At 64.5% G+C, this 23,549-nt stretch carries 17 protein-coding genes; 7 read left to right on the forward strand and 10 right to left on the reverse strand.

Translation table 11 applies throughout. The annotated features are described in order from the left end of the window. Window positions 1–48 precede the first annotated feature (48 nt). Window positions 49–915: a LysR substrate-binding domain-containing protein gene (locus tag J8I29_RS18785; RefSeq protein ID WP_209432837.1), complete on the reverse strand. Its 867-nt coding sequence runs from the start codon at window positions 913–915 to the stop codon at window positions 49–51. 393 nt (window positions 916–1,308) lie between these two features. Between J8I29_RS18785 and J8I29_RS18790 the strand changes: the two genes are divergently transcribed. Together J8I29_RS18790 and J8I29_RS18795 are read left to right on the forward strand one after the other, a co-directional pair. Next, complete coding sequence (locus tag J8I29_RS18790; protein WP_105864901.1) at window positions 1,309–2,226, forward strand: DMT family transporter; 918 nt, start codon at window positions 1,309–1,311, stop codon at window positions 2,224–2,226. A 156-nt stretch (window positions 2,227–2,382) separates the two neighbouring features. Then, complete coding sequence (locus J8I29_RS18795) at window positions 2,383–3,705, forward strand: AcvB/VirJ family lysyl-phosphatidylglycerol hydrolase (protein WP_209432838.1); 1,323 nt, start codon at window positions 2,383–2,385, stop codon at window positions 3,703–3,705. A gap of 232 nt (window positions 3,706–3,937) precedes the next feature. On the opposite strand, the gene J8I29_RS18800 is transcribed toward J8I29_RS18795, so the two are convergent. The 3 genes from J8I29_RS18800 to J8I29_RS18810 form a co-directional block, all read right to left on the reverse strand. After that, the gene (locus J8I29_RS18800) at window positions 3,938–5,473 is read right to left on the reverse strand and encodes a bifunctional UDP-sugar hydrolase/5'-nucleotidase (RefSeq protein ID WP_209432839.1); all 1,536 of its coding nucleotides are present in this window, start codon (window positions 5,471–5,473) and stop codon (window positions 3,938–3,940) included. A 484-nt stretch (window positions 5,474–5,957) separates the two neighbouring features. Beyond that, window positions 5,958–7,175, reverse strand: a complete 1,218-nt coding sequence (locus J8I29_RS30450) for a DNA adenine methylase (RefSeq protein WP_209432840.1) — start codon at window positions 7,173–7,175, stop codon at window positions 5,958–5,960. A 474-nt stretch (window positions 7,176–7,649) separates the two neighbouring features. Beyond that, window positions 7,650–9,947: a DGQHR domain-containing protein gene (locus tag J8I29_RS18810; RefSeq protein ID WP_209432841.1), complete on the reverse strand. Its 2,298-nt coding sequence runs from the start codon at window positions 9,945–9,947 to the stop codon at window positions 7,650–7,652. 88 nt (window positions 9,948–10,035) lie between these two features. Here J8I29_RS18810 and J8I29_RS18815 point away from each other — a divergent pair, with 88 nt between their 5' ends. Further along, window positions 10,036–10,665, forward strand: a complete 630-nt coding sequence (locus tag J8I29_RS18815) for an HNH endonuclease (RefSeq protein ID WP_209432842.1) — start codon at window positions 10,036–10,038, stop codon at window positions 10,663–10,665. Window positions 10,666–10,997: 332 nt separating this feature from the next. Here J8I29_RS18815 and J8I29_RS18820 read toward each other — a convergent pair whose 3' ends face one another. The 6 genes from J8I29_RS18820 to J8I29_RS18840 all read right to left on the reverse strand — a co-directional run bounded on the left by J8I29_RS18820 (window position 10,998) and on the right by J8I29_RS18840 (window position 18,290). Beyond that, window positions 10,998–11,546 (reverse strand): MBL fold metallo-hydrolase, encoded by a 549-nt coding sequence (locus J8I29_RS18820; RefSeq protein WP_245197141.1) that lies wholly within the window; start codon window positions 11,544–11,546, stop codon window positions 10,998–11,000. Window positions 11,547–11,555: 9 nt separating this feature from the next. Next, window positions 11,556–11,807 carry a hypothetical protein gene (locus J8I29_RS30070; protein WP_245197142.1) on the reverse strand — a complete coding sequence of 84 codons (252 nt, stop codon included), beginning with the start codon at window positions 11,805–11,807 and terminating at the stop codon, window positions 11,556–11,558. A gap of 119 nt (window positions 11,808–11,926) precedes the next feature. Next, entirely contained in the window at window positions 11,927–13,276 is a 1,350-nt protein-coding gene (locus J8I29_RS18825) for a virulence factor family protein (protein WP_209432843.1), read from the reverse strand. Further along, a complete protein-coding gene (gene mprF, locus J8I29_RS18830; protein WP_209432844.1) occupies window positions 13,276–15,945 on the reverse strand; it encodes a bifunctional lysylphosphatidylglycerol flippase/synthetase MprF in 2,670 nt (889 codons plus the stop codon). The genes J8I29_RS18825 and mprF overlap by 1 nt, the downstream gene beginning before the upstream one ends. Window positions 15,946–16,144: 199 nt before the next feature. After that, window positions 16,145–17,056, reverse strand: coding sequence for a sugar kinase (locus tag J8I29_RS18835; protein ID WP_209432845.1), 912 nt, complete (start codon window positions 17,054–17,056; stop codon window positions 16,145–16,147). Between the two features lie 31 nt (window positions 17,057–17,087). Next, a complete protein-coding gene (locus J8I29_RS18840; RefSeq protein ID WP_105864911.1) occupies window positions 17,088–18,290 on the reverse strand; it encodes a pyridoxal phosphate-dependent aminotransferase in 1,203 nt (400 codons plus the stop codon). 384 nt (window positions 18,291–18,674) lie between these two features. Here J8I29_RS18840 and J8I29_RS18845 point away from each other — a divergent pair, with 384 nt between their 5' ends. From J8I29_RS18845 to J8I29_RS18860, 4 genes are all read left to right on the forward strand, one after another. Then, window positions 18,675–19,775 (forward strand): acyltransferase, encoded by a 1,101-nt coding sequence (locus J8I29_RS18845; protein ID WP_209432846.1) that lies wholly within the window; start codon window positions 18,675–18,677, stop codon window positions 19,773–19,775. Between the two features lie 248 nt (window positions 19,776–20,023). Further along, window positions 20,024–21,826, forward strand: coding sequence for an IlvD/Edd family dehydratase (locus J8I29_RS18850; protein WP_209432847.1), 1,803 nt, complete (start codon window positions 20,024–20,026; stop codon window positions 21,824–21,826). Window positions 21,827–22,048: 222 nt separating this feature from the next. Further along, complete coding sequence (locus J8I29_RS18855) at window positions 22,049–22,744, forward strand: DUF2865 domain-containing protein (RefSeq protein ID WP_209432848.1); 696 nt, start codon at window positions 22,049–22,051, stop codon at window positions 22,742–22,744. A gap of 37 nt (window positions 22,745–22,781) precedes the next feature. Further along, window positions 22,782–23,444, forward strand: coding sequence for a GNAT family protein (locus J8I29_RS18860; protein WP_209432849.1), 663 nt, complete (start codon window positions 22,782–22,784; stop codon window positions 23,442–23,444). Window positions 23,445–23,549 lie beyond the last annotated feature (105 nt).

Raw genomic sequence — 23,549 nt, forward strand, 5'->3', positions numbered from 1 at the left:
GGACCGTAACGCGGCCCGATCAAACAAGCCTCTTTGTTCTGACGCTCCTCAGGCCGCCAGGGACTCCTGCTGCAGCACGGTCTCGCGCAGGAAGGTGGCGAAGCGCTTGGTGGCGACGCTGGCATTGGCGGGCACGACCAGGGCGATGTCGAGATGCGGCAGCTCCGGAAAGCCCTCCTCCTCGCCCAGGCGGCGCCATTCCTTGGGAATGGAGGAAATGCCGAGAATGGTGATCGCCATGCCGGCATTCACGGCCGAATGGATGCCGGGCATGTGGCTGGACGTATAGGCGATGCGCCAGGGCCGGCCCATGGCGTCGAGGGCGGCGAGCGCGTCCGGCCGGCAGCGGCAGCCCTCCGGGAACATGGCGAGCGGCAGCGGGTCGATCAGTTCCGGCCGGTGGTCGCGCGCCGCGCACCAGGCCCTCGGCTCGCGGCGCAGCACCTCGCCGAGCGGACGGGCCGGATCCTGCGTGATGATGGCAAGATCGACCTCGCCGCGTTCCAGCATGGGCTCGAGGCGGAAGGAGAGGTCGCAGCGCATTTCCAGCTGCACGCGCGGAAAGCGCCGGGAGAAGGCGCCGATCAGCGGCGACACCATCATGTCGACGAAGTCGTCGGGCACCGCGAGGCGCACCCGCCCGGCCGCCTCGTCGCCGCCGATGGCGGCGAGCGCCTCGTCCTCCAGGCTGAGGATGCGGCGGGCATAGCCGATCAGGATCTCGCCGGCGAAGGTCGGGGTGACGCCCTTGCGCGAGCGTTCCAGCAGGCGCTTGCCGATGCGTGCCTCCATGCGCGAGACGATGACGCTGACGGCCGCCTGCGTCTTGCCGAGCGCCTCGCCGGCGGCGGTGAAGCCGCCGCGATCGACGATGGTGACCAGCGTTTCCAGGCTGTCGGTATCGAAATGGCGCATCGGGGCCGATCCATAAGGAAATGAAATCCTGCCATAAGATACATTCGTTTTCGCTTATGTGAAGCGCGGCGTATTCTGCCCGCAAGTCCCGATCCGGAGACAATTGAAGCACCACCTTTGTCATGCCTGGGCCTGACCCGGGCATCCAGCGGCTCCGTCTTCCCGGCCTGAAAGGAGCGTGGATTGCCGGGTCAAGCCCGGCAATGACAAAGGTCGAGCCAGTTCGATCCGTTTGTCCGTCGACGAGTCCAAGTACGAGTACCAGGTACGAGTACCAGCCCTAGAGCAAAGCGCGTTCATGACTGAACGCTTATTTGCTCTAACTCTTTGTTTTAACGCGTCTTTGCGATTCTGGGTGACTCCGTCAAATCGCAAAACGCTATAGAGCCTGCCATGAGCGACATCGCTTCCGCCCCGCGTCCGGCCAGCCTGCCCGCGCTCGATTCCGTCGGCCTGGGCGCCATGATCGCCTCCGTGCTGGCGATCGCCTGGTCGCCCATCCTGATCCGCTTCGCCGATGTCGCCCCGGCCGCCGCCGCCTTCTGGCGGCTGGTCTTCTCGCTGCCGGTGCTGTTCGTCTGGGCCGAGGCCGAGAGGCGGCGGGCCGGGCGTCACAGCATGGCGTCGCTGCTGACCCGGCCGGGCCTGCTGGCGGCCAGCCTCGCGGGCGTCGCCTTTGCCGGGGATCTCGCCTTCTACCATGCCGCCCTGCCGCTGACCTCGGTGGCCAATGCCAGCTTCATTTCCAACCTGGCGCCCGTGGCCTCGGTGGTCGCCGGCTTCGTGCTGCTGCGCGACCGCATCCGCCCGGCGGTGCTGGCGGCTCTCGCCATCGCCCTGGTGGGCGTCGCCATCACCAGCGGCGCCCACCGCACCGGCCTCACCATGGGCAAGGGCGATCTCCTGGCCCTCGGCGCGGCGCTGGCCTACGCCTTCTACCTCGTGGCGCTCAGGGTGGCGCGCAACACGCGCCTGGCCGCCGACGCCTCGCTGGTTTCCACCGTGGTCGCCGCCTTCGGCCTCATCGCCATCGTGCTGGTCGAGGGCGGCACCTTCCTGCCGCAGTCGCCGCAGGGCTGGGCGGTGGTGATCGGCCTCGGGCTGATCTGCCAGGTGCTCGGCCAGGGGCTGAGCGCGGTCGGCATCGGCCGGCTGCCTGCCGGCGTGGTGGCGATCATCCTGCTCTCGCATCCGGTGCTGTCGGCCGTCATCGCCTATTTCGTCTTCGGCGAGGCCCTGAGCCTCGACCAGCTCGTCGGCGGCATTCTTATCCTGGCCGCCGTGATGATGACGCGCATCAACATGAAGTGATGGGCCGATGCCCCATCGCGGACTCGACAGCAGGACGGGTGGGGCATAGCTTACCTCAGGACATCTCGTCGGTTCTGGAGTGCGGTGCGATCCGGAACCGAGGCCATGTCCTTGGGCATGCGAAGCGGTGGGCCGTCGCATGCCGTTGGGTGATCCATGCGTTTGTTCCTTGCTTTGTCCGCCCTGATGATTCTCGCGCAGCTGGCGGCGGCGGCGCAGGCCGCGCCCTCGCAGGAGGTGCGGGACGCGATCTTCGACGACGTCAAGCTCTACCAGCCCGCCGACAAGCCGGCCAATGTCATCGTGCTGCTGTCCGACGCGGACGGCTTCGGCCGTGACGAGGAAACCCTCGCCGGCGAATTCCGCCAGCGCGGCGACCTGGTGATCGGCCTGGACTGGCCGACAGCACGGCGCACCGCCGGCGGCCGCCACCGCATGACCTGCCCCGAACTCGCCGGCCATATCGAGGACACCACGCTGCGCATCGAGCGCGAGCAGGCGATCGCGCCCTATGTCACGCCCGTGCTGGCCGGCGCCGGCCTCGGCCGCGATGCCGCGCGGTCCCTCGCTTTGCAGGCCGACAGCCATCGCATCGCCGGCGTGATCGCCGTCCATACCACCACGATGAAGCCCGATACGGTCTCGGCCTGCCTCGTCGACAAGGCGGCCCTCGCCAGCGCCGACGTCTCGGCCGCAACCACCGCCAGCCTCGACGCGCTGCGGGAAATCGAGGATGGCGACGAGGGCGCCGCCGAGGAGGCCGCGCAGGCCCTGGGCAAGGATGCCGGCCCGCATGGCCCGGACGAGCTCTCCGACCTGCCGCTCTACGTCTCCGAGCCCAGCGAGCCGGCCCATCGGCTCGCCGTGGTGCTGACGGGCGATGGCGGCATGGGCCAGCTCAATGTCGACCTCGCCACGGCCCTGACCCGGCGCGGCGTCGGCGTGGTCACCATCGATTCCCGGCGCTATTTCTGGGCCAAGCGCGATCCGGGCGAGGTCGCCACCGATCTCAAGCGCATCATCAAGCATTACCGCGCCGCCTGGCCGGTCGATCGGGTGGCGCTGGTCGGCTATTCCTTCGGCGGCGACGCGCTGCCGCTGGTCTATAACCGCCTGCCGCTGCGCATCAAGCGCATCGTCGCGGTGGTCTCCCTCTTATCGATCACGCCGGCGACGGACATGCGGGTGGAACTCAGCGACGACGATTATCCCAACGAGATCGCGCTCCTGCCCGAGGCGGCGCGCATCGACGCGCCCAATGTGCAGTGCATCTACGGCCAGGAGGACCGCATGGCCGCCTTGGCCTGCCCGGCCCTGGCCAAGGCGCGCCCGGATTTCGCCATCCTGCGCGAGGCCGGCGGCCACGGCTTCAGCGGCGATGCCGACAGGCTGGCCGACATCATCGTCGCGCCGCTGCTCTCCACCGATCCGGTGCCGCGCCAGGCGAGGGCCGGCGTCGGCGCCAATCACGGGCATTGAGGGCGGGCCGGAGGCGCGGGGGCGTCGTCCGTGGGCCTGCTTTGCGATGAGAGCACGCCTTCTACCCTCCCCTCGATGGGGAGGGTCGGCCTGGAAGGCCGGGGCGGGGTGGGATGGCGCAGGCCGTCGTCAACCGAAGGACAGTTTCCTATAAGAAGGTCACCCCACCCCGACGCTTCGCGTCGACCCTCCCCATCGAGGGGAGGGTAAAGAGCCCGTGCCCCCAGGCCCCTCAGCCCTCCACCCTGATCCGCCCGCCGACGCCGGTGGTCACCGTGCCCTTCTCGCGCAGATAGACCATCACCTCATTGGCGAGCAGCTTGCCGTCGGTCGCCCCGATCAGCACGCGGCCGCGGCCGATGGCGTCATAGCCGTCGCCGCCCGCCAGCATGAAGTTGTTGGAGGCGACCTTGTAGCGCCTGACCGGATCGAGCGCCTCGCCGTTGACGCTGACCGAGGTGACGCGCGCGCCCACCGGTGCCTTGGCATCCACCGTGATGGCCAAGCCCGAGACCTGCGGGAAGCGGCCGGCATAGTTCTGCAACTGCGAGACGCCGTTTTCGAGCGCGGCCTTGATGTCGGCCCCGTTGAGCTCGACCAGCACGGTGGTGTTGCCGAAGGGGAGTTCGGAGAGGATGTCGCGGCGGGTCAGCTTGGCGCCGGCCGGATAGACCTTGTTGGCGCGGATGCCGCCGCCATTGGTGATGGCGCACTCGGCGCCGGTGCGGGCGCGGATGGCATCGGCGATGAGATCGCCCATGGCGGTCTCCTGCGACCGCACGCTGGCGGTGCGGCTGTCGAGCTCGACGGCGGTGGTGGCGATCTCGACGTCGAGCTCGCGCGAGAGGTCGGCCTCCAGCCTGTCGACCGCGGCCTGCACCTCGGGGTCCGCCTCGACCGACAGGCTGTCATGCACGCGAAAGCTCGGCAGCCAGGCGATCTTGCGGCTTTTGCCCTCGCCGCTCGCCGTCACCACGAAATCGATGGCGGTGACGAAATTGCCCTCCTCATTGGATTCCACCATCACCGTGCGGCCGTCATAGCTGATGGCGAGATCGTGGTCGTGGCCCGTCAGCAGCACGTCGACCAGCCGGGAGCGCACGATCTCATTGTCCATGGCGCGATCGATATGGGCGACGCAGACGATGAACTCGGCGCCCTCTCTGCGCAGGATCTCCACCTCGCGCTTCAGCGTCTCCAGCTCGGGCGCGAAGATGAGGTCGCCGCTCTGCGACATCTGGGGCGTCGCCGCCAAAGCCAGGCTGGTGACGCCGACCTTGATGCCGCCGAGCTCGTGGATCGAATTGTCCTTCATGCCGGGGACCGGGCTGCCATCGGCCCGGCGCATATTGGCGGCGTAGAAGGGAAAGTTCGCTTCCCCCATGCGCTTGAAATAGACCTCGGTGCCGAAATCGAACTCGTGATTGCCCGGCACGAAGATGTCGGGCCGGATCATGTTGGTGAGGGCGACGATATGCTCGCCCTGGTCGAAGCCCGACATCAGCGAGGGCGAGAAGCAATCCCCCGCATGGCAGAACAGCATGGGCACGCCGCGGGCGCGCTCGGCCTTGACCACGGCCGCCAGCTTGGCAAAGCCGCCGCGGCCCTTGGTGTCGCCGGCCTTGTAGATGTCGTTGACGAGCAGCAGCGAGAAGGTGGTGCCGGCCGGCGCCGCCTCGGCGGTCTCGGCCGCGCCCGACAGCATGGTGACGGAAAAGCCGGCGGCCAGGCCGAGGCCGAGCGTCTGGCGGCGATTGAGACGAGACATGGCGGGCATCCCGAAAGGCAGTGGAGCAGGCAAGGTTCCACAGGGATGTGACGGGGGCAAGTCGGGGGGGAATGAGGTGGGGGATTTGAGGGGAGCCGGTTATCGAAGGGGGGAGAGGGGAGCCGGCACACCGGAATGACTACTTTGCGCCTCCATCTCGGTCATTGAAGCGCTGCCGCTGATCGCCTGAAAGCGGATATCGAATGAGCTCGCGCGACATGGCTGCAATTCGTGCAGTCCTGATAAGCAGCTCACCGAATCTAATTTGGCATAAGCTGACGTCGGAACTGAGACGCCTCATTTTGGCTTCGTGGCAATGGCCGAAGTTCGGTGGCCGTTGTCGCGTTAGCGCGGGCGCTGCTGCGGCACTCGATTTCAAGTTCGTTGCCCAGAAGTCGACGTGCGGGCTGTCTGACCACCCGCTCAGGGGCGGGCACGGCGAGCCTGTCGGCTTTTCTAGCACGGCGAAAGCGCGTCTAAATCGCTAAGCTGCGAGTGGCGTCTGCGCCGCAACGAAGATACACTCCTCGACATCTTCTTTTTCGCGCCCTTTCGACGCACCGAGAGTCGAATGTTTGTAGGGAATGACGAGCGGATCCAGCACATGGCTGAAATGCTCAGCCATTAACTCGGGGATCCTCTGGAGGCTGTCGGGGAGGAGGCCATTGCTTGGATAGCTGACTATTAGGCTCGCGCCTGTCTGGCCAGCTTCGCTGATCATGTTTGCGAAGGAGTCATCGACATTGCGGGCGAGCGAGAAGCTCGAGCGAAAGCGATTTTCGCGGTAGAGCCCTTTGCCATCGGCGGCGGGGTAATCATAGAGAAGGGCTGTTTCAAGAAGATGATAGTATCTTGAGTATTGGTCATTCGTATAGGGCGGGTCAGCATAGATGATTGCTGGCCGCGCGTCCTGCGCGTGGATCTCCTTGAGGACATCGACCGCATCACCGTGAAAGACACGATTGCCTGCTCGCCAGTCCGCATCGCCAATCGCACACATGTCCTCGAGCGCCCTGAGCCAATGGGCCCAAGCGCAGCGTCGACGCTTGCCGAGGACGCGGTTGAGATTGGTGGAACTTGGAGTCAGATATTGAGCAAAATGCCCGGTCGAATTGCTGATCGAGGCGATCGATCGACAGAGAGCAAGAAGCGCCCAGCGATGCTCTTCGTCGGAAATAAAGCCGAGTTCAAGCGCCTGATCTGCTCCATAGCGGATAGCATCGAGTTGGATCGCTTGGGCAAGGCCGAAGTAGCTCCCCGCATAGCGCGTGGTGAAGAGACAATGGCTGAAGCGCCCTTCGAGATCGGCCCGGCGCATGGTGCAGTCTTCCCGCTGACGGGTTTGGATCGCAATCTGCTCATCCGCCTCGCCATCCCAGAGGAGGCCAAGCTCCTCTTCAAGCGGAGCTTTCGCCGCCCTCGCGAGGGCATTGAGATTGTCATCGCCAAGGCGCCTAACGATCGCCGCAACATGGTCGCTGCGCGGGCGATCAACGGTCGAGCGGAAGAGGGCCTCAGTGAGGATACGTGAGAAGATCTGTGCGTCATTGCACCAAATCTGCCTCGAAGGCGCGACAGAGGATCCCGCTGCCGATATGCCCGAGAAGAGATCAAGAAAGGGACCCGGCGCATGGTGCCCGCAAAGTGCGCTGATCGTATCGGCGAGACTCTTCTTGGTGCCCATATAGGTGAAGTCGGCCACGTCAGACGCCCCCTGCCTCTAACGCGCCAGTAGGCTCGAGCTCGCGAGCGCCGGCCGCTTCCGCAAATGCGCGCTTGAGCATCGCAATCTCGTAAAGACCTCCAGGTCCGGGCGCGCGACCTCCCGAACCCTTCCCATCGCTTATGACTTCCTCTCCTGCACCCTGGCGCGATCGTGCATTCACACGATCAACGGCCGCGCTCCAAGGTGGCGTCGCAAAGCACGACAAACGGATGAGAGCCAGGCGCACAGCGTCGCTGTCGCGGCAGAGGGGCGTCTCAAAGGTCATGATCACTCATCAAAAATAATCCGCTTGGCTCAACAATGGCCCTTTCCCATATCGCGAAGACGCCGGCTAGGCCGCATGCGGCTCCTGCTTGTAGTCTCCCTTCGATCCTGCAGCGACGAGTGTCCTGCCGGAATTCGATCGCATGGAAAGCCATTTTCAACCTCGGTTCTAAGCGCTAAAGGCCGTCACGACATGGGCACAGCATAGTCGCCAGCAACATAGGGCGAAGGAAGCGTGTTCGTCAGAAACTCGATCACATGCGAGACTATTTGCAGGTCGGCATCGCTGTAAGAGCGACCGGCGGGATGGGCTGGAATTCGCCGGATGCGATTGATCGCGTCGAACCAGCCATCGTAGAAATGCTTACCGCCGGGTTCATCGCGAAGGCGAATGCTCAACACCTCCTTGAAGCCGTCTCTTACCTCCTTCTGCTTGACGATCTTCTGGAGATGGATCCAGTCGAGATAGGTTTCGACCGGGAGCTTCTCGTCTCCATCATCGTCAATCCGCCGCTCTTGGCAGGCCTTCTGGACCTCTTTGGGGACCATCTTATCGAAATAGTCGTCCCCAAAATCATGCTGGAGCCGTTGCAGGATATAGGCCGGCACGACCTTCTGAATCCACTTGACCTGCCGGTCGGCAAGGTCGGTCACCTCATCGGAGGTGAGCCGTTTGAAATCAGCATAGCCTTCGGGCGAAAATTCAGGGAGCGCCTCAACAACGAGATCGACGAGCGCATAGAAATAATGATGGAAACCGCTGCTTCCAAAGATAACCCTAAAGCGCTCCTCGAACTGGGCATCGGACGCCTCGTTGATGAAGGTCAGGACCGGCGCGATGAATGGCTTGATAAGCGTGTGAAGATCGTGAGGCTCCTGCTGGTGCAGGACGAGGTCCTCCTTTGCCGCCAAGAAGGCAAGAAGTTCGGCGACCAGACGGATGTGGCTGCCAACGCCGAAGTTCATGCAGAGAAACCCCGCCTTTCCCATCTCCCAGCGCTCGGGATTGGCGGCTTGTACTTCCTCGAAATGAATTTCCAGAAGCGTGACGAGCCGACCAAGGGCGCCCTCGGAGGTCTCGCTCCAGCATGGACCGGGGGCGATCACCCCAGTGCGCGGATTGAGGACGCCCACTAGTCCTGACTGGTTGATCCGGTCTTGGATGCTGCGGACATTGAGGGGTTGGCTCGTTCCTGCCGTAATACCGGGCGACACGACCTTGCCTTCAAGGGCTCCGCCGCCCCTCGTGTTGAGCAGATCGACAGCGCGAGATGCAATGGCCGACAGGCGCTCCTTGGGATCATCGGAATCCCATTTCACCTCCCCCTCGAGCGCCGAGAGCAAGGTTGGTGGTACCGTCGCCTGCTTAGAGTTGATCTCGACGAAGATATTGGCTTCTTCGGACGTTGAGACCGAATCGAAGCCAATAAAGAAGAGCGGGGTATCGTAATTGTCTTGCGTATAGGTTGTCCCGTACAGTCGGTGCTGGCCATCGATGATCCAGCAGCTCTTATAGCGATCGGGTAAGATGAGATTACCAAAGTGTACCGAGGAAATATGATCCTTAGCGAGCGGCTCGAACTGGGGCTTGCGATGAAAATTAAGGAGGATAGTGTTTGGAAAGAATTTTCCCTCGTCGAGAAAACGACCAATTTCCTTAAGGCGATTGGGCTTGACGATCCGCTGGTAGGACGGCGCTCCAGATGGATCGCGTAAATCTCGATGATTGACGAAGGCGATCCGCAATATGTCTCGCGCGAGGGCTGAGAAGAGATAGGCAGTCTTCCCACCGAGTTTGGTCTTGACGGCTGGTACCTTGCGCCCGGAAAAGGTGGGGACCTTCTGGTCCTCGAGATATTCGGCGTGGAATTGATATCGCGCTGCTGGCCCCAGTTTCTTGGAAAATTCCTCGAAATAGATGAGTTCGAGGCCTTGGATGACCTTGATATTGTATTCCTTGGCGCGCCGTAGATCGCTATCGGACCAGCGGATATTTTCCGTTACGATACACCAGATGATTTTAGGCTTATAGTCCTTGCCATAGTGCAAGCGAACAGCGTCGGCCATCGGCTTCATCAGTTCAGCGAAGTCATTCAGATCATCAAGGAGGGATAGTTTCGCCGGAAGACGTTGCGATCGGCACCGGGCGATAACGATGGTCTCATCATCTTTGGCGAAGATGTCGACACGCTTCTCGATAGTAGCCTGGCCTTTCCCTATCTTGATTGGGAAGGTGCGGCCCTTGTTTAATTCTGCGTAGCCGAAGCGGTAAAGAATATTCCAGAATCGGTTCTCCGTAACTTCCTCGATCGACCGTGGTCGGCGCATACGGAGGCTGTTTTTGTTCTCCCGTTGAACATACCAGCCCTCGGCTTCTTTCGACGATCGCTCGACAAGCCGAATCGTTTCTTCTTCGTAGGCCTTGCTTCGGCGCACATATTCAGTGCGTTTCGCGCCAAAGTCCCTAGCCAATTCGCCAAGCATTCTTTTCTCCCCAACGTGCAATCAATCCCAAGGAAGGGTATTTATGTCAAATGGATCTTCTCTCAAGCAGAGTTAGGGCAATGCTGCGATGAAGCAGGTGGGACCGATTTCACGGATTGAGACAATCACTGCCGCACTACGCAGCTTGGGCGGCCAAGCGCGTCCTGTTGAAATTGCGAATGAGATCAGACGCCTCTTTCCAGGCTCCCATCCCGAGACCTTGCTTCAAAGCGTCCGCGGGCGGATCCAGGAATGTTCCTCAGACTCTGGTTTCTGGAAGAAGAAGCGAGATCTCTTCTACAGCGTCCACGGTATTGGCGGCGGGGTCTGGGGTCTGCGCGAAATGGACCCCCTCGATCCGTCGAGCGGCGACGGCTTTGTTGATGCAGCGGAGCCCTTCATGGCGAGCGAGGGCATGGGCGTCCTTCGAACCCATTTGCGGCGCGAGCGCTCAAAATCGCTCGTCGACCGCTTTAAGGCCGCCTTGACCTCTTTCTCCTGCGAGATTTGCGATTTTGACTTCCTTGCAACCTATGGCGAGCTTGGCCGGGGCTTTGTCGAGGCGCATCACAAGGTGCCGGTCGCTCACCTTGAGCCTGGCGCAAAGACAAGAATCGAGGACCTTGCTGCAGTCTGCTCCAACTGCCATCGCATGCTGCACCGCTCAGGCGATCTGACGATTGATGACCTCAAAGTCCATTTTATGCGAGAGGGGTAGGTGGGCCGCGATAGTCCCAGGTAAATAATTCTATCTGGGGATGGCTCGATGAATGAGCGTCTGCTTTCAGGGACACTGCATCCTTTCGCCCGCCGATGAGCAAAATGCCGCTATCAGGCACCGTCAATGGGCTGTCGAACGACCGAGATGGCGGAGGCTGCCGACTGAGGCATTGGTTCAACCGAACGGCAGGTTTACCTATTCTGTTGCGCCTAGAAGCGAACAGGCAGAAGACGGCCCCAATTTGGTCGTTCCGATGCTCGCACCCAAATCGTCGTTCCAGAGGGTGAATTGGTATGGCGACAACGCCTCCCTCTTGCCGCCTACCGATACTACAAAGGCTCAAAACGGAAGCCCTTTTCCTTGCGGGAGAGGCGGCCGACGCCGGGTGAGTCGAGATGTGCCCCTGCAACGCAATAGCCATTGTCGGCGGCGAAGGCCATGAGGTGCATGCGGCTTGCGCGCGCCCGTTCCTGGTCGGTGTCGAACTCCCAGGTCAGCTCCGGCCTGTCGAATTGAAGCGATGGCACATGGATCGTGTCGCCCCAGATCAGGATCGTCTCGCCCGCGCTGGTTACGCGAAAACACGTATGGCCGGCCTCGTGGCCCGGTGCGGCCAGGGCCTCGATATCAGCCCCCAGGAATTGCCCGGGCTCGAAGGGTTCCGCTCTCTCGTGGAACCGTTCGAGCCGGGCTACGTCCCGGAACAGGCCGAGCTCTGCCCGGGGCACCAGGAGACGGGACAGTCGCGGGAAGGCATCCTCGCCATTGGGCAGGACAAGCCCGTGGATATGATCAAGATGCGTGTGGGTAAAGGCGACGGTCCGGATCCGGCCGGCGGCGATACCCGCCTCGCGCAGGGCCTGGGGCAGGAAGCCCATGCTCGGATGCTAGGCGTTAGATGATCCGCTGTCGATCAACGTCACCGCCTCGCCGTCATCGATGGCGAAGGCGTTGACCGAGAGTCTCAGCCCGCCCTCGACGAGATGAAGCTGCGGCGGCAGGTCGGGGCCGAAGGGGCGGTCGCCGGGCTGGCGCAATCGCGTGACGGGCATGTCGACATAACCGTCCCGGAGGGAAATCAACGTCATGCGACCGAATTCATAGGCGGCATGATGCTCGCCGGCGGCAACGCGCTTCATCGATGTCTCCTATGAAGGTTGTCCTCTCGCCTAGCGCCGGGCGTTACGCTGCGCTTCGAGCGATTGCCGTTCCAGCCGTGCCAGGGAGCCTAGGGACGGGCCCCGGCCGATATTCCCAGCTACTTCTTCAACCTCTCCAGAATCGCCCGCGCCACCGGCTCGTAGTTCCCGTCGAAATGATGCCCGCCCGGGCGTTCCACCAGCGTGGCCTTGCTCATTTCGGGGAAGACGCAGGCGGTGCCGTTCTCGACCACTTCCTCCTTGCCGTAGAAGCACATGGTCTTCTCGAAGGGCAGGCCGGGCAGATAGGGCTTGAGGTCGACGTCCGAGGAGGAGGCGACGCCGAGCCAGCCGGAGACGGAGATCTCGAAATCGGCGGTCGGCTCCAGGCCCAGCATGGCGAGGAGGTTGATCTTCTTCTGCATGGGCGGCGGCAGCTTCTGCCAGACGAAGGGGATCACGTCGGCGCCCAGCGAATAGCCGATCACGGCGACGCGCTTGGCGCCCCACAGCTTGGTGTAGTAGCCGATGATGCGGGTGAGGTCGCCGGCGATGACGTCAGGCTCCTTGGTGCTCCAGAAATAGCGCAGCGAATCGACGCCCACCACGGCGACGCCTTCCTTCTGCAGGATCTCGCCGATGGTCTTGTCGATGTCGCGCCAGCCGCCGTCGCCGGAGATGAAGATGGCGAGGCCCGTGGGCGGGCCGGAGGTCGGCAGTTCCACCAAAGGCAGGTCGCCGAGTTCCTGGTTGGGCGGCGCGCCCATCTCGACGGCGGCCTTCACCGCGGCATCGATGAGGGCATCCGGCCCGCCGTCGGCGACGACGGACTGGGCATCCTTGGTGCCGGCCACGAAGGCCTGCGTGGTGGCGTCGGGGGCGGCGGCGCCGACAAGGGTCCAGCGCCCGGGCACCTTGGCGAGGGGCTTGTACTGCCATTTGCCGTCGGCGGCCTTGGAGACGGGCGCGCCCTCACACATGCGGAGCTTGGAGGCCATCTCGTCGGAAAAGCCGGTGGAGACGGCGCCGGCGGCGGTGTTCTCGGGCGCCTGGGCAAGATTGATATAGGCGAAGGTGCCGCCGAGCGTGCCCAGCCCCATCACCACCGGCCAGCGCCAGGTCTGCATGCCCAGTTGGCGCTGTGCCTCGCGGGCCGAATCCTCGATGTCGCCGAAGGCGTAGTGGCAATCTTCCTCGTCGCCCTTGGCGAGGCCGTCGATGAAGGCCTGGCTGTCGATCAGCATCACGGCGGCGCCCTGGTCCACCAGCCTGTCGGCCACGGCCCGGTAGGCCGGCGTGAGCCCGTCCTTGTCGGAGAGCAAGGCGACAAATTTGGTGGGCTCCTCCTCGGGGGCGAGCACCGTGACGGTGCCGAGGATCTCCTCCTGCACCTTGATCTCGCGCGGGGCCGCCAGGGCCGATGCCGTCGAGGCCAGCAGGGCGAAACAGAACAGGGCGATGCGGCGCATCAACTGGCCTCCTCGGGCAAAGCGCGTCTCGGGCTCGAAGCGATCAAGCCGGTAACATCCATGAGAATCTGCGGTAGGGCCAGGCCACCCGGGAAGGCAAGATATTTCGGGCGCCAATCCGGCTTGAACTTGTCCTTGTAGGCCCTGAGGCCCTCGAAATTGTAGAAGCGGTCGCCGCGCTTGTAGACGAAGGAGCCGACGCGGCTCCACAGCGAGGCCAGATGGTGGCGCGGCAGGCCGGAGAGCGGCGCCATGCCGAGATTGAACCAGGCGAAGCCCTCGCACTTGGCCTGGGCGAGCAGGCCGATGAAGAGCAGGTCCATCATGCCGGCCGGGCCCTCGGGCAGGTAGCGCATCAGGTCGACCGTGTATTCCTGTTTGTCGGCGCCGCGCCAGATATTGGCGAAGGCGACGATGCGGCCGTCCTGGCGGATCACGGCCTGGTCGTAGCGCCTGATGTAGTCGCGCGACCAGAAGCCGAGCGAAAAGCCCTTTTCCTTGTTGCCCTTCTGGTCGAGCCAGGCGTCCGAGACCGCCTGGAGCTCGTCGAGGATGGCGTCGACCCCGGCCGCGGGCACGATCTCGAAGGAGGCGCCGGAGCGCTCGGCCTTGGAGCGGGCCTGGCGCAGGCGCCGGCCTTCGCTGCCTTCCAGCGTGAACTTGTTGAGGTCGACCCAGGCCTCCTCGCCGAGCTTGGCGAGCGAGAAGCCGGCATCGAGATAGGCGGGCAGGTGGCCGGTGGTGACCTGGTAGAACACCGGCGTGCCGCCATTGCGGTCCACCAGCTCCTTGAAGCGCCAGACCATGGCGTCGACCTCGTCCTCGGGCGCGACGGGGTCGCCCATGGCGATCCAGCTGCGCCCCTGCACGCCATACATGGTGAAGCCCTTGCCGCTGGCCGAGAGCAGGAAGCGCTTGTCGCCGAGCAGGGCCAGATGCGCGTCCGAGCGGGTGGAAGCCTCGATCAGCGGCACCAGCGTTTCCAGTTCCTCCGGCGTCGCCGGATCGAAGGCGGCGCGGCTGGGATGCATCAGGATATAGGCGGCGATGCCGATGGCGACCACGGCCATGGCCAGTGTCGCCCGCAGGAAGCGCGGGGCATCGGCGTTATAGGCGAAATCCCACCACAGCTTGTGCTGGTAGTCGACATTGGAATAGGCGAAGAAGCCGAGCCAGACGGTGGCGCCGATGGCGACGATGCAGGCCAGGATCCACTCGAAGGACGGCCTGACGGAGAACAGGTCCGCCTGGCGGTAGAACTCGTCCTTGTAGAGGACGAGCAGGCCGGCGACGATCGAGCAGATGATCGCCTCTTCGATGTCGAGGCCCTTGAACAGCGCGAAGACGGCGCCGGCGACCAGCAGCAGCACGGCGATGCGCTGGGCATTAGCCATGCGCCGGACCAGGCCGTAGGAAATCACCAGCAGGACCAGGCCCGAAATGCTGCCGGCCAGCTGCGAGACCTCCACGAAGGGCAGGGGGATCACGCCGCGCAGGATGGCGATGCGGTAATGTTCCTCCGGCGTGGCGCTGGAGAACAAGAGGATGACGCCGCCGATGAACACCGCGATGCTGGCGGCGCGCGGGATGATCGGCCGGGCGATCGCCTGCACGGTCCGGGCGATCCGGCCCACCGAATGCTGGCGCTGGCGGATCTCGTAGCCGCCGAACATCAGGCAGGCGATGGCGAAGGGAACGACGTAGTAGACCAGGCGGAACAGGATCAGCGAGACCAGCATGTCCGCCGCCGGGATCTGCGGCTGGGCCAGGATCAGGGTGGTCTCGAACACGCCGACGCCCCCCGGCACATGGCTGATGACGCCGAGCACCGTGGCGACGGCGAACACCGCCAGGAAGCTCATGAAGCCGGCATCGGGGCCGGCCGGCATGATCAGCCAGAGCGCCCCGGCGGCGGCCACCGTGTCGAGCAGGCCGACCAGGATGGCCCCGAGCGTCGCCCCGGGGCCGGGCAGGGGCATGGCGTGCTCGCCGACGCTGATGGTGCGCGGGCGAACGGCCGAGACGATCACCCAGAGCGCGACCCCACCGAGCACGGCGAGGCCGATGGCGAGGTTGAGGCCGGGGGCGAGCCCGTCCAGCGGGGCCAGCACCGAAGGCTGGAACAGCAGGCAGATCGCGGCGACCGTGGCGATGCCGAGCCAGAAGGTCAGGGTGGTGAGGGCGCCCACGGCCAGGATCAGGGCCGGCTTCAGGCCATGGGCCTGGTAGATGCGCCAGCGCACGGCGCCGCCGGTGAGCACGCCGAAGCCGAGCGTGTAGGTGAAGGCGTGGCTGATGAAGGAGGTAAAGCCGATGACCGGCAGCGGCACCTGCCGCGCCCCGACATGGCGCAGGGCCAGCAGGTCGTAGCCGATCAGGGCGCCATAGGAGAGGGCGGTGGCGAGGAAGGCGAGCGCCACCTGGCCCCAGGCGATGCGCGAGACGGCATTGTTCACCTCCGACCAGGTGATGCCGGAAAAGATCTGGTAGAGCGCGGCGGCGGCGATGGTGAAGATGGCGAGCCCGACCAGCAGGCCGGCCTTGCTCCAGTCGATGCGCTGGAGCAGCCCGCTCTTCGGGCGCTCGGCCGCCGGGATCGGGGCCGCGGGGGCATTGGGGACGTCGTCGCGCGCCACCGCGCGGTCGAGCGAGCCCACCACTTCAGCCATGCCTTGATCCCGTTTCAATGCGAATATCCCAGAAGCTGAATCGTTTTATACGATCAGAGCCTCCTGTCAGCAGTAGAACGGGTTCGAAGTGGCCACCGTGCCCGGTATCCACTCCTGAATTGTTCAGTCCAGGATCAGGAGACGGGCCGTTCATGCTGACAGAACATGGCATTCCAACGGCAGCCGCGTGAATTGTGAGTCACAATCCGGCCATCGCCTCGGACGGAATGATGGCCCCGCGATGGGTGATGACCCGCGCGGCGAGGCGGTGGCCCTGCAGGGCGGCTTCCGCATTGGTGCGATCGCGCCGGCGGGCGGCAAGATAGCCGGCGTTGAAGCTGTCGCCGGCGGCGGTGGTGTCGACGGGCGAGACGGCCTCGGGAACCGGCACATGGCAATCGATGCCGCCTTGGCGCAGGAAGGCTCCGTTGGTGCCGTCCTTCACCGCGATCTCGCCGATGCCGTGGCCGGCGAGGCGGGCGATGGTGTCCTGCGGCGTGGCATCGCCCCACAGAGCCTGTTCGTCGTCGAAGGTCGGCATGACGATGTCGACCAGCGGCAGGAAGCGGCCGAAGACCTGACGGGCGCGGGCGGGATCGCCGCCCCAGCCGCGCGGGCGGTAATTGCCGTCGAAGGCGATCGAGGCGCCGCCAGCCTTGGCCCGGGCCAGCACCTCAGCGAAGCGCTCCAGGCCCGCCGGCGCATAGAGCGACAGGGTGATGCCCGAGAAATAGACGATCGCAGCGCTCACGATGCGAGCCATCAGCGCCTCGGCCTCGGCAAGCTCGAACAGGCTGCGGGCCGGTGCGCTGTCACGCCAATAGTAGAAGCGCCGCTCGCCCTTGGCATCGGTCTCGATGACATAGAGGCCGGGCACCCGGCCGGCCAGGCGCGGCACGCCGGCCATGCCGACCTTCTCGCCGGCGGCGAGGTCCACGATCGCCTGGGAATAGGGATCGTCCCCCAATGCCGTGGCATAGGCGACGTCGAGCCCGAGGCGGGCGGCGTAGACAGCGGTGTTGAAGGTGTCGCCGCCATAGCCCAGCGACATGCCGTCTCCGCGGCGCGACAATTCCACCATGCATTCGCCGATGGAGACGAGATCGGTCATGTCGTTGTTCCTTGTGGGGCGCGTCTCAACCTCACGCACCCGTTCCCGGATTGGCGCCGAGGAACTCGCCCATGCGCGCCAGGGCCCGCCTGATGTTCTCGGCGGAATTGGCGTAGGAGAGCCGGATATAGCCTTCGCCATAGACGCCGAAATCGGGGCCGCCGATGGTGGCGACGCCGGCCTTTTCGAGGAGGGCGGATGCGAGGGGCTTGGCCTTCCAGCCGGTCGCCCGGATGTTGGGGAAGGCGTAGAAGGCGCCCTTCGGCACGACGGAGCTGACGCCGGGCAATTGGTTGAGGCCGTCGACCACGATCTTCCGGCGCCTGTCGAACTCGGCGACCATGGCATGCACCGCATCCTGCGGGCCGGTGAGGGCGGCAAGCCCGGCCCATTGTGCACTGGCATTGACGCAGGAATAGGAATTGACGGCGAGCTTGCGGGCGGCATCCCCCCAAGGCTTCGGCCAGAGCGAGAAGCCCATGCGCCAGCCCGTCATCGCATAGGTCTTGGACCAGCCGTCGAGCAGGATGAGGCGGTCGCGGATGGAGGGATAGGTCAGGAGCGAGACGTGCTGGAGCCCGTCATAGCTCATCTGGCTGTAGATCTCGTCGGAGAGGATGGCGACATGCGGGTGGGCTTCCAGCCCCTTCACCAGCGCGTCGATCTCGGCCTTGGGCGTGACGCCGCCCGTGGGGTTGGCCGGCGAGTTGAGGATGAGGAGGCGGGTCTTCGGCGTTATCAGCGCCAGCGTCTCAGCCGCCGAGAAGGCGAAGCCGTTCTCCTCGCGGATCGGCACCGGCACCGGCGTGGCGCCGGTGAATTCGATCATCGAGCGGTAGATCGGAAAGCCGGGATCGGGATAGAGGATTTCCGCGCCGGGCTCGCCGAACATCAGGATGGCCATGAACATGGTGACCTTGCCGCCCGGCACCACGATCACCTCGTCCGGCGAGACGGCAACGCCGGTGCGGCGCTCGACGTCGGCGGCCACAGCCTCGCGCAGGGGCAGGATGCCGGTGGCCGGCGTATAGCCGTGATGCCCGTCGCGCAGCGCCTTGATGGCGGCCTCGACAATATGGTCGGGCGTGGGAAAATCGGGCTGGCCGATGCCGAGATTGATGATGTCGCGCCCCTCGCGCGCAAGATCCGTTGCCCTTGCGAGTACGGCGAAGGCATTCTCCTCGCCGATGCGGGAGAAGGCCGGAACGAGACGAGGCGCGCTGGTGGAAGTCATCGTGATGGCGTGTCCTGGCGGTGCAAGAGTGGCGGCGGGAATCGCGAGCAAGGCAAGATTTAATGCGGGCGCATTCTCCTGTCTTTGCAAATCGCGGCAAGGCGCGTGTCAAGGAGGATTTCGGCTTCATCCGAAAGCCGGAGAGAAGCACGGCCTAAGCACGATTTCCTCCTCCCGAGGTCTATTCGACGTAGGGGGACGCTCCAAGTGGCTGAATTGACGGAACGGGCACGATCTGGCTCCGTGGATGGTGAACAAGATCGACGACTGAAGGTTGCTGGCGATGGCCGTGACGGAGCCTAAAGCGTTCTGCGGTTTGACGGCGTCGCCAAGCATCGCAAAGACGCGTCGGAACAAGGAACCAGAGCAAGCGAGCGTCCAGCCATGACCGCGCTTGGTTCCGGAGAGCAGGAGGCCGGGCGCTCGCCGCAGCACCTGGCGTCATTGGATGGTTTGCGTGGCTTTGCCGCGCTGTCCGTGCTGGTCTTCCATCTCGGCCGCTGGCTGGGCGTGCCCGGTCTGGCCGTCAATGCCGGCCTCGCGGTGGACCTGTTCTTCTGCCTGAGTGGTTTCGTGCTGAGCCTGGCCTATGGCAAGCGCCGGCAGTCCCTGTCGTTTTCCGGCTTCATGCGCGCCAGGCTGATCCGGCTGATGCCGCTGATCCTGTTGGGGCTGGTGGTCAGCGCCCTCTATGTCGGGCTGCGCTCCGGGCACCTCGAGGGCGAGGTGCCGTTTGCCGCGCTGACGCTGGCCCTGCTGCTCGGCCTGGCCAACCTGCCTTATCTCGGCGCGCCAGGCGCCATCGGCGGACCGCAGGTGTTCCCGTTGAACGGCCCGCAATATTCGCTGTTCCTGGAACTGGCCGTCAATGCGTTCTGGTGGGCCACCCGGCGGGTGAGCCAGCTCCCGCTCGCGATCGCGCTCTTCCTCGGCTGCCTCGCCATCCTGCCCTTTACCGGCCTGGGCGGGGACACCACCGACACGTTCTGGCGCGGATTTCCGCGCGTGGGCGCATCCTTCTTCGCCGGCGTCGCCATCTTCCATCTGCTCGACCGCCTGCCGGCCTGGCTGGGGGGGCCGCGCCTGTTCTGGACGCTGGCGGCCGGCATGGCGGGGCTGTTCTACCTGCCTTTCGAACTGCCGCTCTGGACGCAGCTCGTTTGGATCGCGGTGCTGGCACCCCTTCTGATCCTGGCCGGTGCGCGCACGGCCCTGCAGGGGCGGCTCGCGGCCTGGTCCTCCATCGGCGGTGATCTGTCCTATCCGATCTATTGCCTGCATTATCCGCTGTTCTGCTGGATCAATGGCCTCTATCGCCTGCGTTTCGGCGATCAGAACGCCGGCATCGAAGGACCTGTCGTGACCGTCATCGTCTGCGTGGCGAGTTTCGTCCTGCTCAAGCTCTATGACGAACCGCTCCGCCGCGTCCTGGCGGAGGGCGTGCGCCGCTGGACTTACCGGGCAGCGCCATCCGCCGGCGCGTGAGCCGGGCCGATTATCGCAAGCGGCATTTTGATGGGCGGGTTCCAACGACCCGCCCGTCGTCCATCTCGCCGAAAATCACAAAATGTTTGAACTTCCGATCGCGCCCCAAAACGCTGCCTGGGACGTTGTCCTGCTATTCGTCGCTTAGGCGTTGCGAATAGTCTGACAAAAGTGTTAAGTCGTCTCGTTGCAGGAAGACTGCTGCCTGCCGAGGATGCAGGCGGGGCACGAAGACAGGGAGGCTTGCCATGGCTGACACCAAGAACAAGACGAGAAGACTGCGGTCACAGGCCTGGTACGACAATCCGGACAATCCGGGCATGACCGCACTCTATATCGAGCGTCAGCTCAATTTCGGCCTGACCCGCAAGGAATTGCAGTCGGGCAAGCCGATCATTGGCATTGCCCAGACCGGTTCGGACCTCTCCCCCTGCAACCGTCACCATCTCGTGCTTGCCGAGCGCGTGCGCGAGGGCATCCGCGAGGCCGGCGGCATCGCCTTCGAATTTCCGGTGCACCCGATCCAGGAAACCGGCAAGCGTCCGGGCGCCGCGCTCGACCGCAACCTTGCCTATCTCGGCCTGGTCGAACTGCTTTATGGCTATCCGATCGACGGCGTGGTTTTGACCATCGGCTGCGACAAGACCACCCCGGCCTGCCTGATGGCGGCCGCCACCGTCAACATCCCGGCCATTGCCCTGTCGGTCGGCCCGATGCTCAATGGCTGGTGGCATGGCGAGCGCACCGGTTCCGGCACCATCGTCTGGAAGGCCCGCGAAATGCTCGCCACCGGCGAGATCGACTATGAGGGCTTCATGGACATGGTGGCCTCGTCGGCGCCGTCGACGGGCTATTGCAACACCATGGGCACCGCCACCACCATGAACTCGCTGGCCGAGGCCCTCGGCATGCAGCTTCCCGGCTCGGCCGCCATTCCCGCGCCCTATCGCGAGCGCCAGCAGATGGCCTACGAGACCGGCAAACGCATCGTCGACATGGTGCATGAGGATCTCAAGCCCTCCGACATCATGACGCGCGAGGCCTTCGAAAACGTCATCGTGGTCAATTCGGCCATCGGCGGCTCCACCAACGCCCCGATCCACATCAACGCCATCGCCCGCCATATCGGTGTCGAACTCGATATCCGCGACTGGCAGACCATCGGCCACAAGGTGCCGCTGCTGGTCAACCTGCAGCCGGCCGGCCAGTATCTCGGCGAAGACTACCAGCATGCCGGCGGCGTGCCGGCGGTGGTCAACGAGTTGATGAAGCACAAGCTCATCCACGAGAACGCGCTCACTGTGAACGGCAAGTCGATCGGCGAGAACTGCAAGGATGCCAAGATCGAGCTGCCCGACGTGATCCGCACCTTCGACACCGCGCTCGTGCAGGATGCCGGCTTCATCGTGCTGTCGGGCAATTTGTTCGACTCGGCGATCATGAAGACCAGCGTGATCTCTAAGGAGTTTCGCGACCGCTATCTTTCGGATCCCAAGGCCCCGGGTGCCTTCGAGGGCCGGGCCATCGTGTTCGAGGGGCCGGAGGACTACCACCACCGCATCGAGGACCCCTCGCTCGGCATCGACGAGCACTGCATGCTGTTCATCCGCGGCACGGGGCCGATCGGCTATCCCGGCGCGGCGGAAGTGGTGAACATGCAGCCCCCGGCGGCCCTGATCAAGCGCGGCATCACCTCGCTGCCCTGCATCGGCGACGGTCGTCAGTCGGGCACCTCGGGCTCGCCTTCCATCCTCAACGCCTCGCCGGAAGCGGCGGCGGGCGGGGGGCTCGCCATCCTGCAGACGGGTGATCGGGTGCGCATCGACCTCAACAAGGGCGAGGCCAACATTCTGATCTCCGACGAGGAACTGGCGAAGCGCCGGGCCGATCTCGCCGCGGCGGGCGGCTTCCAATATGCGCCGAGCCAGACTCCCTGGCAGGAAATCCAGCGCGCCATGGTGGATCAGCTCGGCGACGGTATGGTGCTCAAGCCCGCGGTCAAGTATCAGAAGGTCGCCCAGACCTATGGGGTGCCCCGCGACAATCACTAATCGGCGACAAACTGTCGCCGACATGATTTTGACGGGATGCTTGCATAGAAAGCGGGGCCGGCTGTAGCCGGCCCTTCACGCTCTGCCAGGACCCGTGCCATGACCTTGAGACGCCCACGCAGAATTTCCGTGCCTGACTCGGGGATGGGCCAGGTACGGAAATTCTGCAAATTCCTGAAATCTGCCGGGTCATCCCTGATCGGTCTTCAAGCCCGATCAGGGATGACCCGGCTCGCCGCCGCCCTTGCCGCCGGATTGCTCCTGACGGTCGCCGTGGGCGGCAGCGCTCAGGCAGGCCTCTTCGACTTCCTGTTCCGGCCTCGTCAGGAATCGCGGCCGGCGCCCGCACCAGTGCCGCAACAGCAGCAGCCGCAGCAGCGCTCGCGCCCGGCGCCAGCGCCGGTGGTGAGCACGCCCAAGGCCCGCGGCTACTGCGTGCGCACCTGCGACGGTTATTATTTCGCCACCGGATTCATCCGCTCCCAGCGCGACGAGGACATGCAGACCTCGATGTGCGAAGCCTCCTGCTCGGGCGGCCAGATGGTGCTCTACAAGGCCAGTGGCTCCAATGACGGCAGCAACGGCAACACCAAGCCGGCGATCGAATCGGCCGTCGACAAGGCCGGCGCTCTCTACACCGCCCTGCCCACCGCCTATGCCTTCCGCGACAGCGAGAATCCGGCCTGTACCTGCCAGTCCAATGCGCGGGGCCTGCCGCAGATCCCGATCTCGGTCGATCCCACTTTGCGCAACGGCGACATCGTGGTGATGCCAGACGGCCTGAAGGTGTTCCGCGGCGCCGGCAATGTGCCCCACCCCGATACGGACTTCACCTCGGTCGCCTCCTCCAAGGCCCTGTCCGGCGTTGTGCGCCAGCAGGTGCTTTCGCTTGAACAACGCATCGCGACCCCGCAATAATACGATCGACTGATCGCATCTGCGCGAAGGACTTGCGATGGACCTGACGACCTGGAAGGGCGTGCCGCGCCCGGAGCGCGTCGTGCTCGATGGACGCTATGCCCGCCTGGAGCCGCTCGATCCGGCGCGCCATGGCGCCGATCTCCTGCATTCCGCCCAGGAGCCGGGAGCCGACGGGCGCTTTCGCTATCTGTTCGAGGGCGTGCCGGGAAGTGCCGACGACTTCTCGGCCTGGCTCGACAAGGCTTCCTCCACGGCGGATCCGATGTTCTTCGCGGTGATCGACAAGGCGACCGGCAAGGCCGAGGGCCGTCAGGCGCTGATGCGGATCGACCCCGTGCATGGCGTCATCGAGATCGGCAGCATTCTGTGGGGCCCGGCGATCGCCCGCACCAGGGTGGCGACGGAGGCTCTCTATCTTTTCGCCCGCTACGCCTTCGAGACCCTCGGCTACCGGCGCTTCGAATGGAAGTGCCACAATCTCAACGAGCCGTCCAAGCGGGCTGCGACTCGGTTCGGCTTCACCTTCGAGGGTGTCTTTCGCCAGCACATGGTGGCCAAGGGCCAGAACCGCGACACGGCCTGGTTCTCGATCATCGACGGCGAATGGCCTCGCCTCAAGGCGGGCTACGAGGCCTGGCTCGACCCCGCCAATTTCGAGGCGGACGGCCGGCAGAAGAGCAAGCTGAGCTTCGGCTGAGAAGGTTCGCTCCAAAGCGTTTTGCGATTTGGCGGAAGTGCCAAGCATTGCAAAGACGTGTCCAAGCAAAGAGTTAGGGCAAACAAGCGTTTCCGTCTAAACGCG

Origin of the sequence: Labrys sp. LIt4 (genome assembly GCF_017813775.1) — a bacterium.
In the GTDB taxonomy this organism is placed as follows: domain Bacteria; phylum Pseudomonadota; class Alphaproteobacteria; order Rhizobiales; family Labraceae; genus Labrys; species Labrys okinawensis_A.

Excerpts from the sequence above, each read along its gene's own strand:
- J8I29_RS18785 (WP_209432837.1), bottom strand. The coding sequence starts at position 915 with ATGCGCCATTTCGATACCGACAGCCTGGAAACGCTGGTCACCATCGTC.
- J8I29_RS18790 (WP_105864901.1), top strand. The coding sequence starts at position 1,309 with ATGAGCGACATCGCTTCCGCCCCGCGTCCGGCCAGCCTGCCCGCGCTC.
- J8I29_RS18795 (WP_209432838.1), top strand. The coding sequence starts at position 2,383 with ATGCGTTTGTTCCTTGCTTTGTCCGCCCTGATGATTCTCGCGCAGCTG.
- J8I29_RS18800 (WP_209432839.1), bottom strand. The coding sequence starts at position 5,473 with ATGTCTCGTCTCAATCGCCGCCAGACGCTCGGCCTCGGCCTGGCCGCC.
- J8I29_RS18810 (WP_209432841.1), bottom strand. The coding sequence starts at position 9,947 with ATGCTTGGCGAATTGGCTAGGGACTTTGGCGCGAAACGCACTGAATAT.
- J8I29_RS18815 (WP_209432842.1), top strand. The coding sequence starts at position 10,036 with ATGAAGCAGGTGGGACCGATTTCACGGATTGAGACAATCACTGCCGCA.
- J8I29_RS18820 (WP_245197141.1), bottom strand. The coding sequence starts at position 11,546 with ATGGGCTTCCTGCCCCAGGCCCTGCGCGAGGCGGGTATCGCCGCCGGC.
- J8I29_RS30070 (WP_245197142.1), bottom strand. The coding sequence starts at position 11,807 with ATGAAGCGCGTTGCCGCCGGCGAGCATCATGCCGCCTATGAATTCGGT.
- J8I29_RS18825 (WP_209432843.1), bottom strand. The coding sequence starts at position 13,276 with ATGCGCCGCATCGCCCTGTTCTGTTTCGCCCTGCTGGCCTCGACGGCA.
- mprF (WP_209432844.1), bottom strand. The coding sequence starts at position 15,945 with ATGGCTGAAGTGGTGGGCTCGCTCGACCGCGCGGTGGCGCGCGACGAC.
- J8I29_RS18835 (WP_209432845.1), bottom strand. The coding sequence starts at position 17,056 with ATGACCGATCTCGTCTCCATCGGCGAATGCATGGTGGAATTGTCGCGC.
- J8I29_RS18840 (WP_105864911.1), bottom strand. The coding sequence starts at position 18,290 with ATGACTTCCACCAGCGCGCCTCGTCTCGTTCCGGCCTTCTCCCGCATC.
- J8I29_RS18845 (WP_209432846.1), top strand. The coding sequence starts at position 18,675 with ATGACCGCGCTTGGTTCCGGAGAGCAGGAGGCCGGGCGCTCGCCGCAG.
- J8I29_RS18850 (WP_209432847.1), top strand. The coding sequence starts at position 20,024 with ATGGCTGACACCAAGAACAAGACGAGAAGACTGCGGTCACAGGCCTGG.
- J8I29_RS18855 (WP_209432848.1), top strand. The coding sequence starts at position 22,049 with ATGACCCGGCTCGCCGCCGCCCTTGCCGCCGGATTGCTCCTGACGGTC.
- J8I29_RS18860 (WP_209432849.1), top strand. The coding sequence starts at position 22,782 with ATGGACCTGACGACCTGGAAGGGCGTGCCGCGCCCGGAGCGCGTCGTG.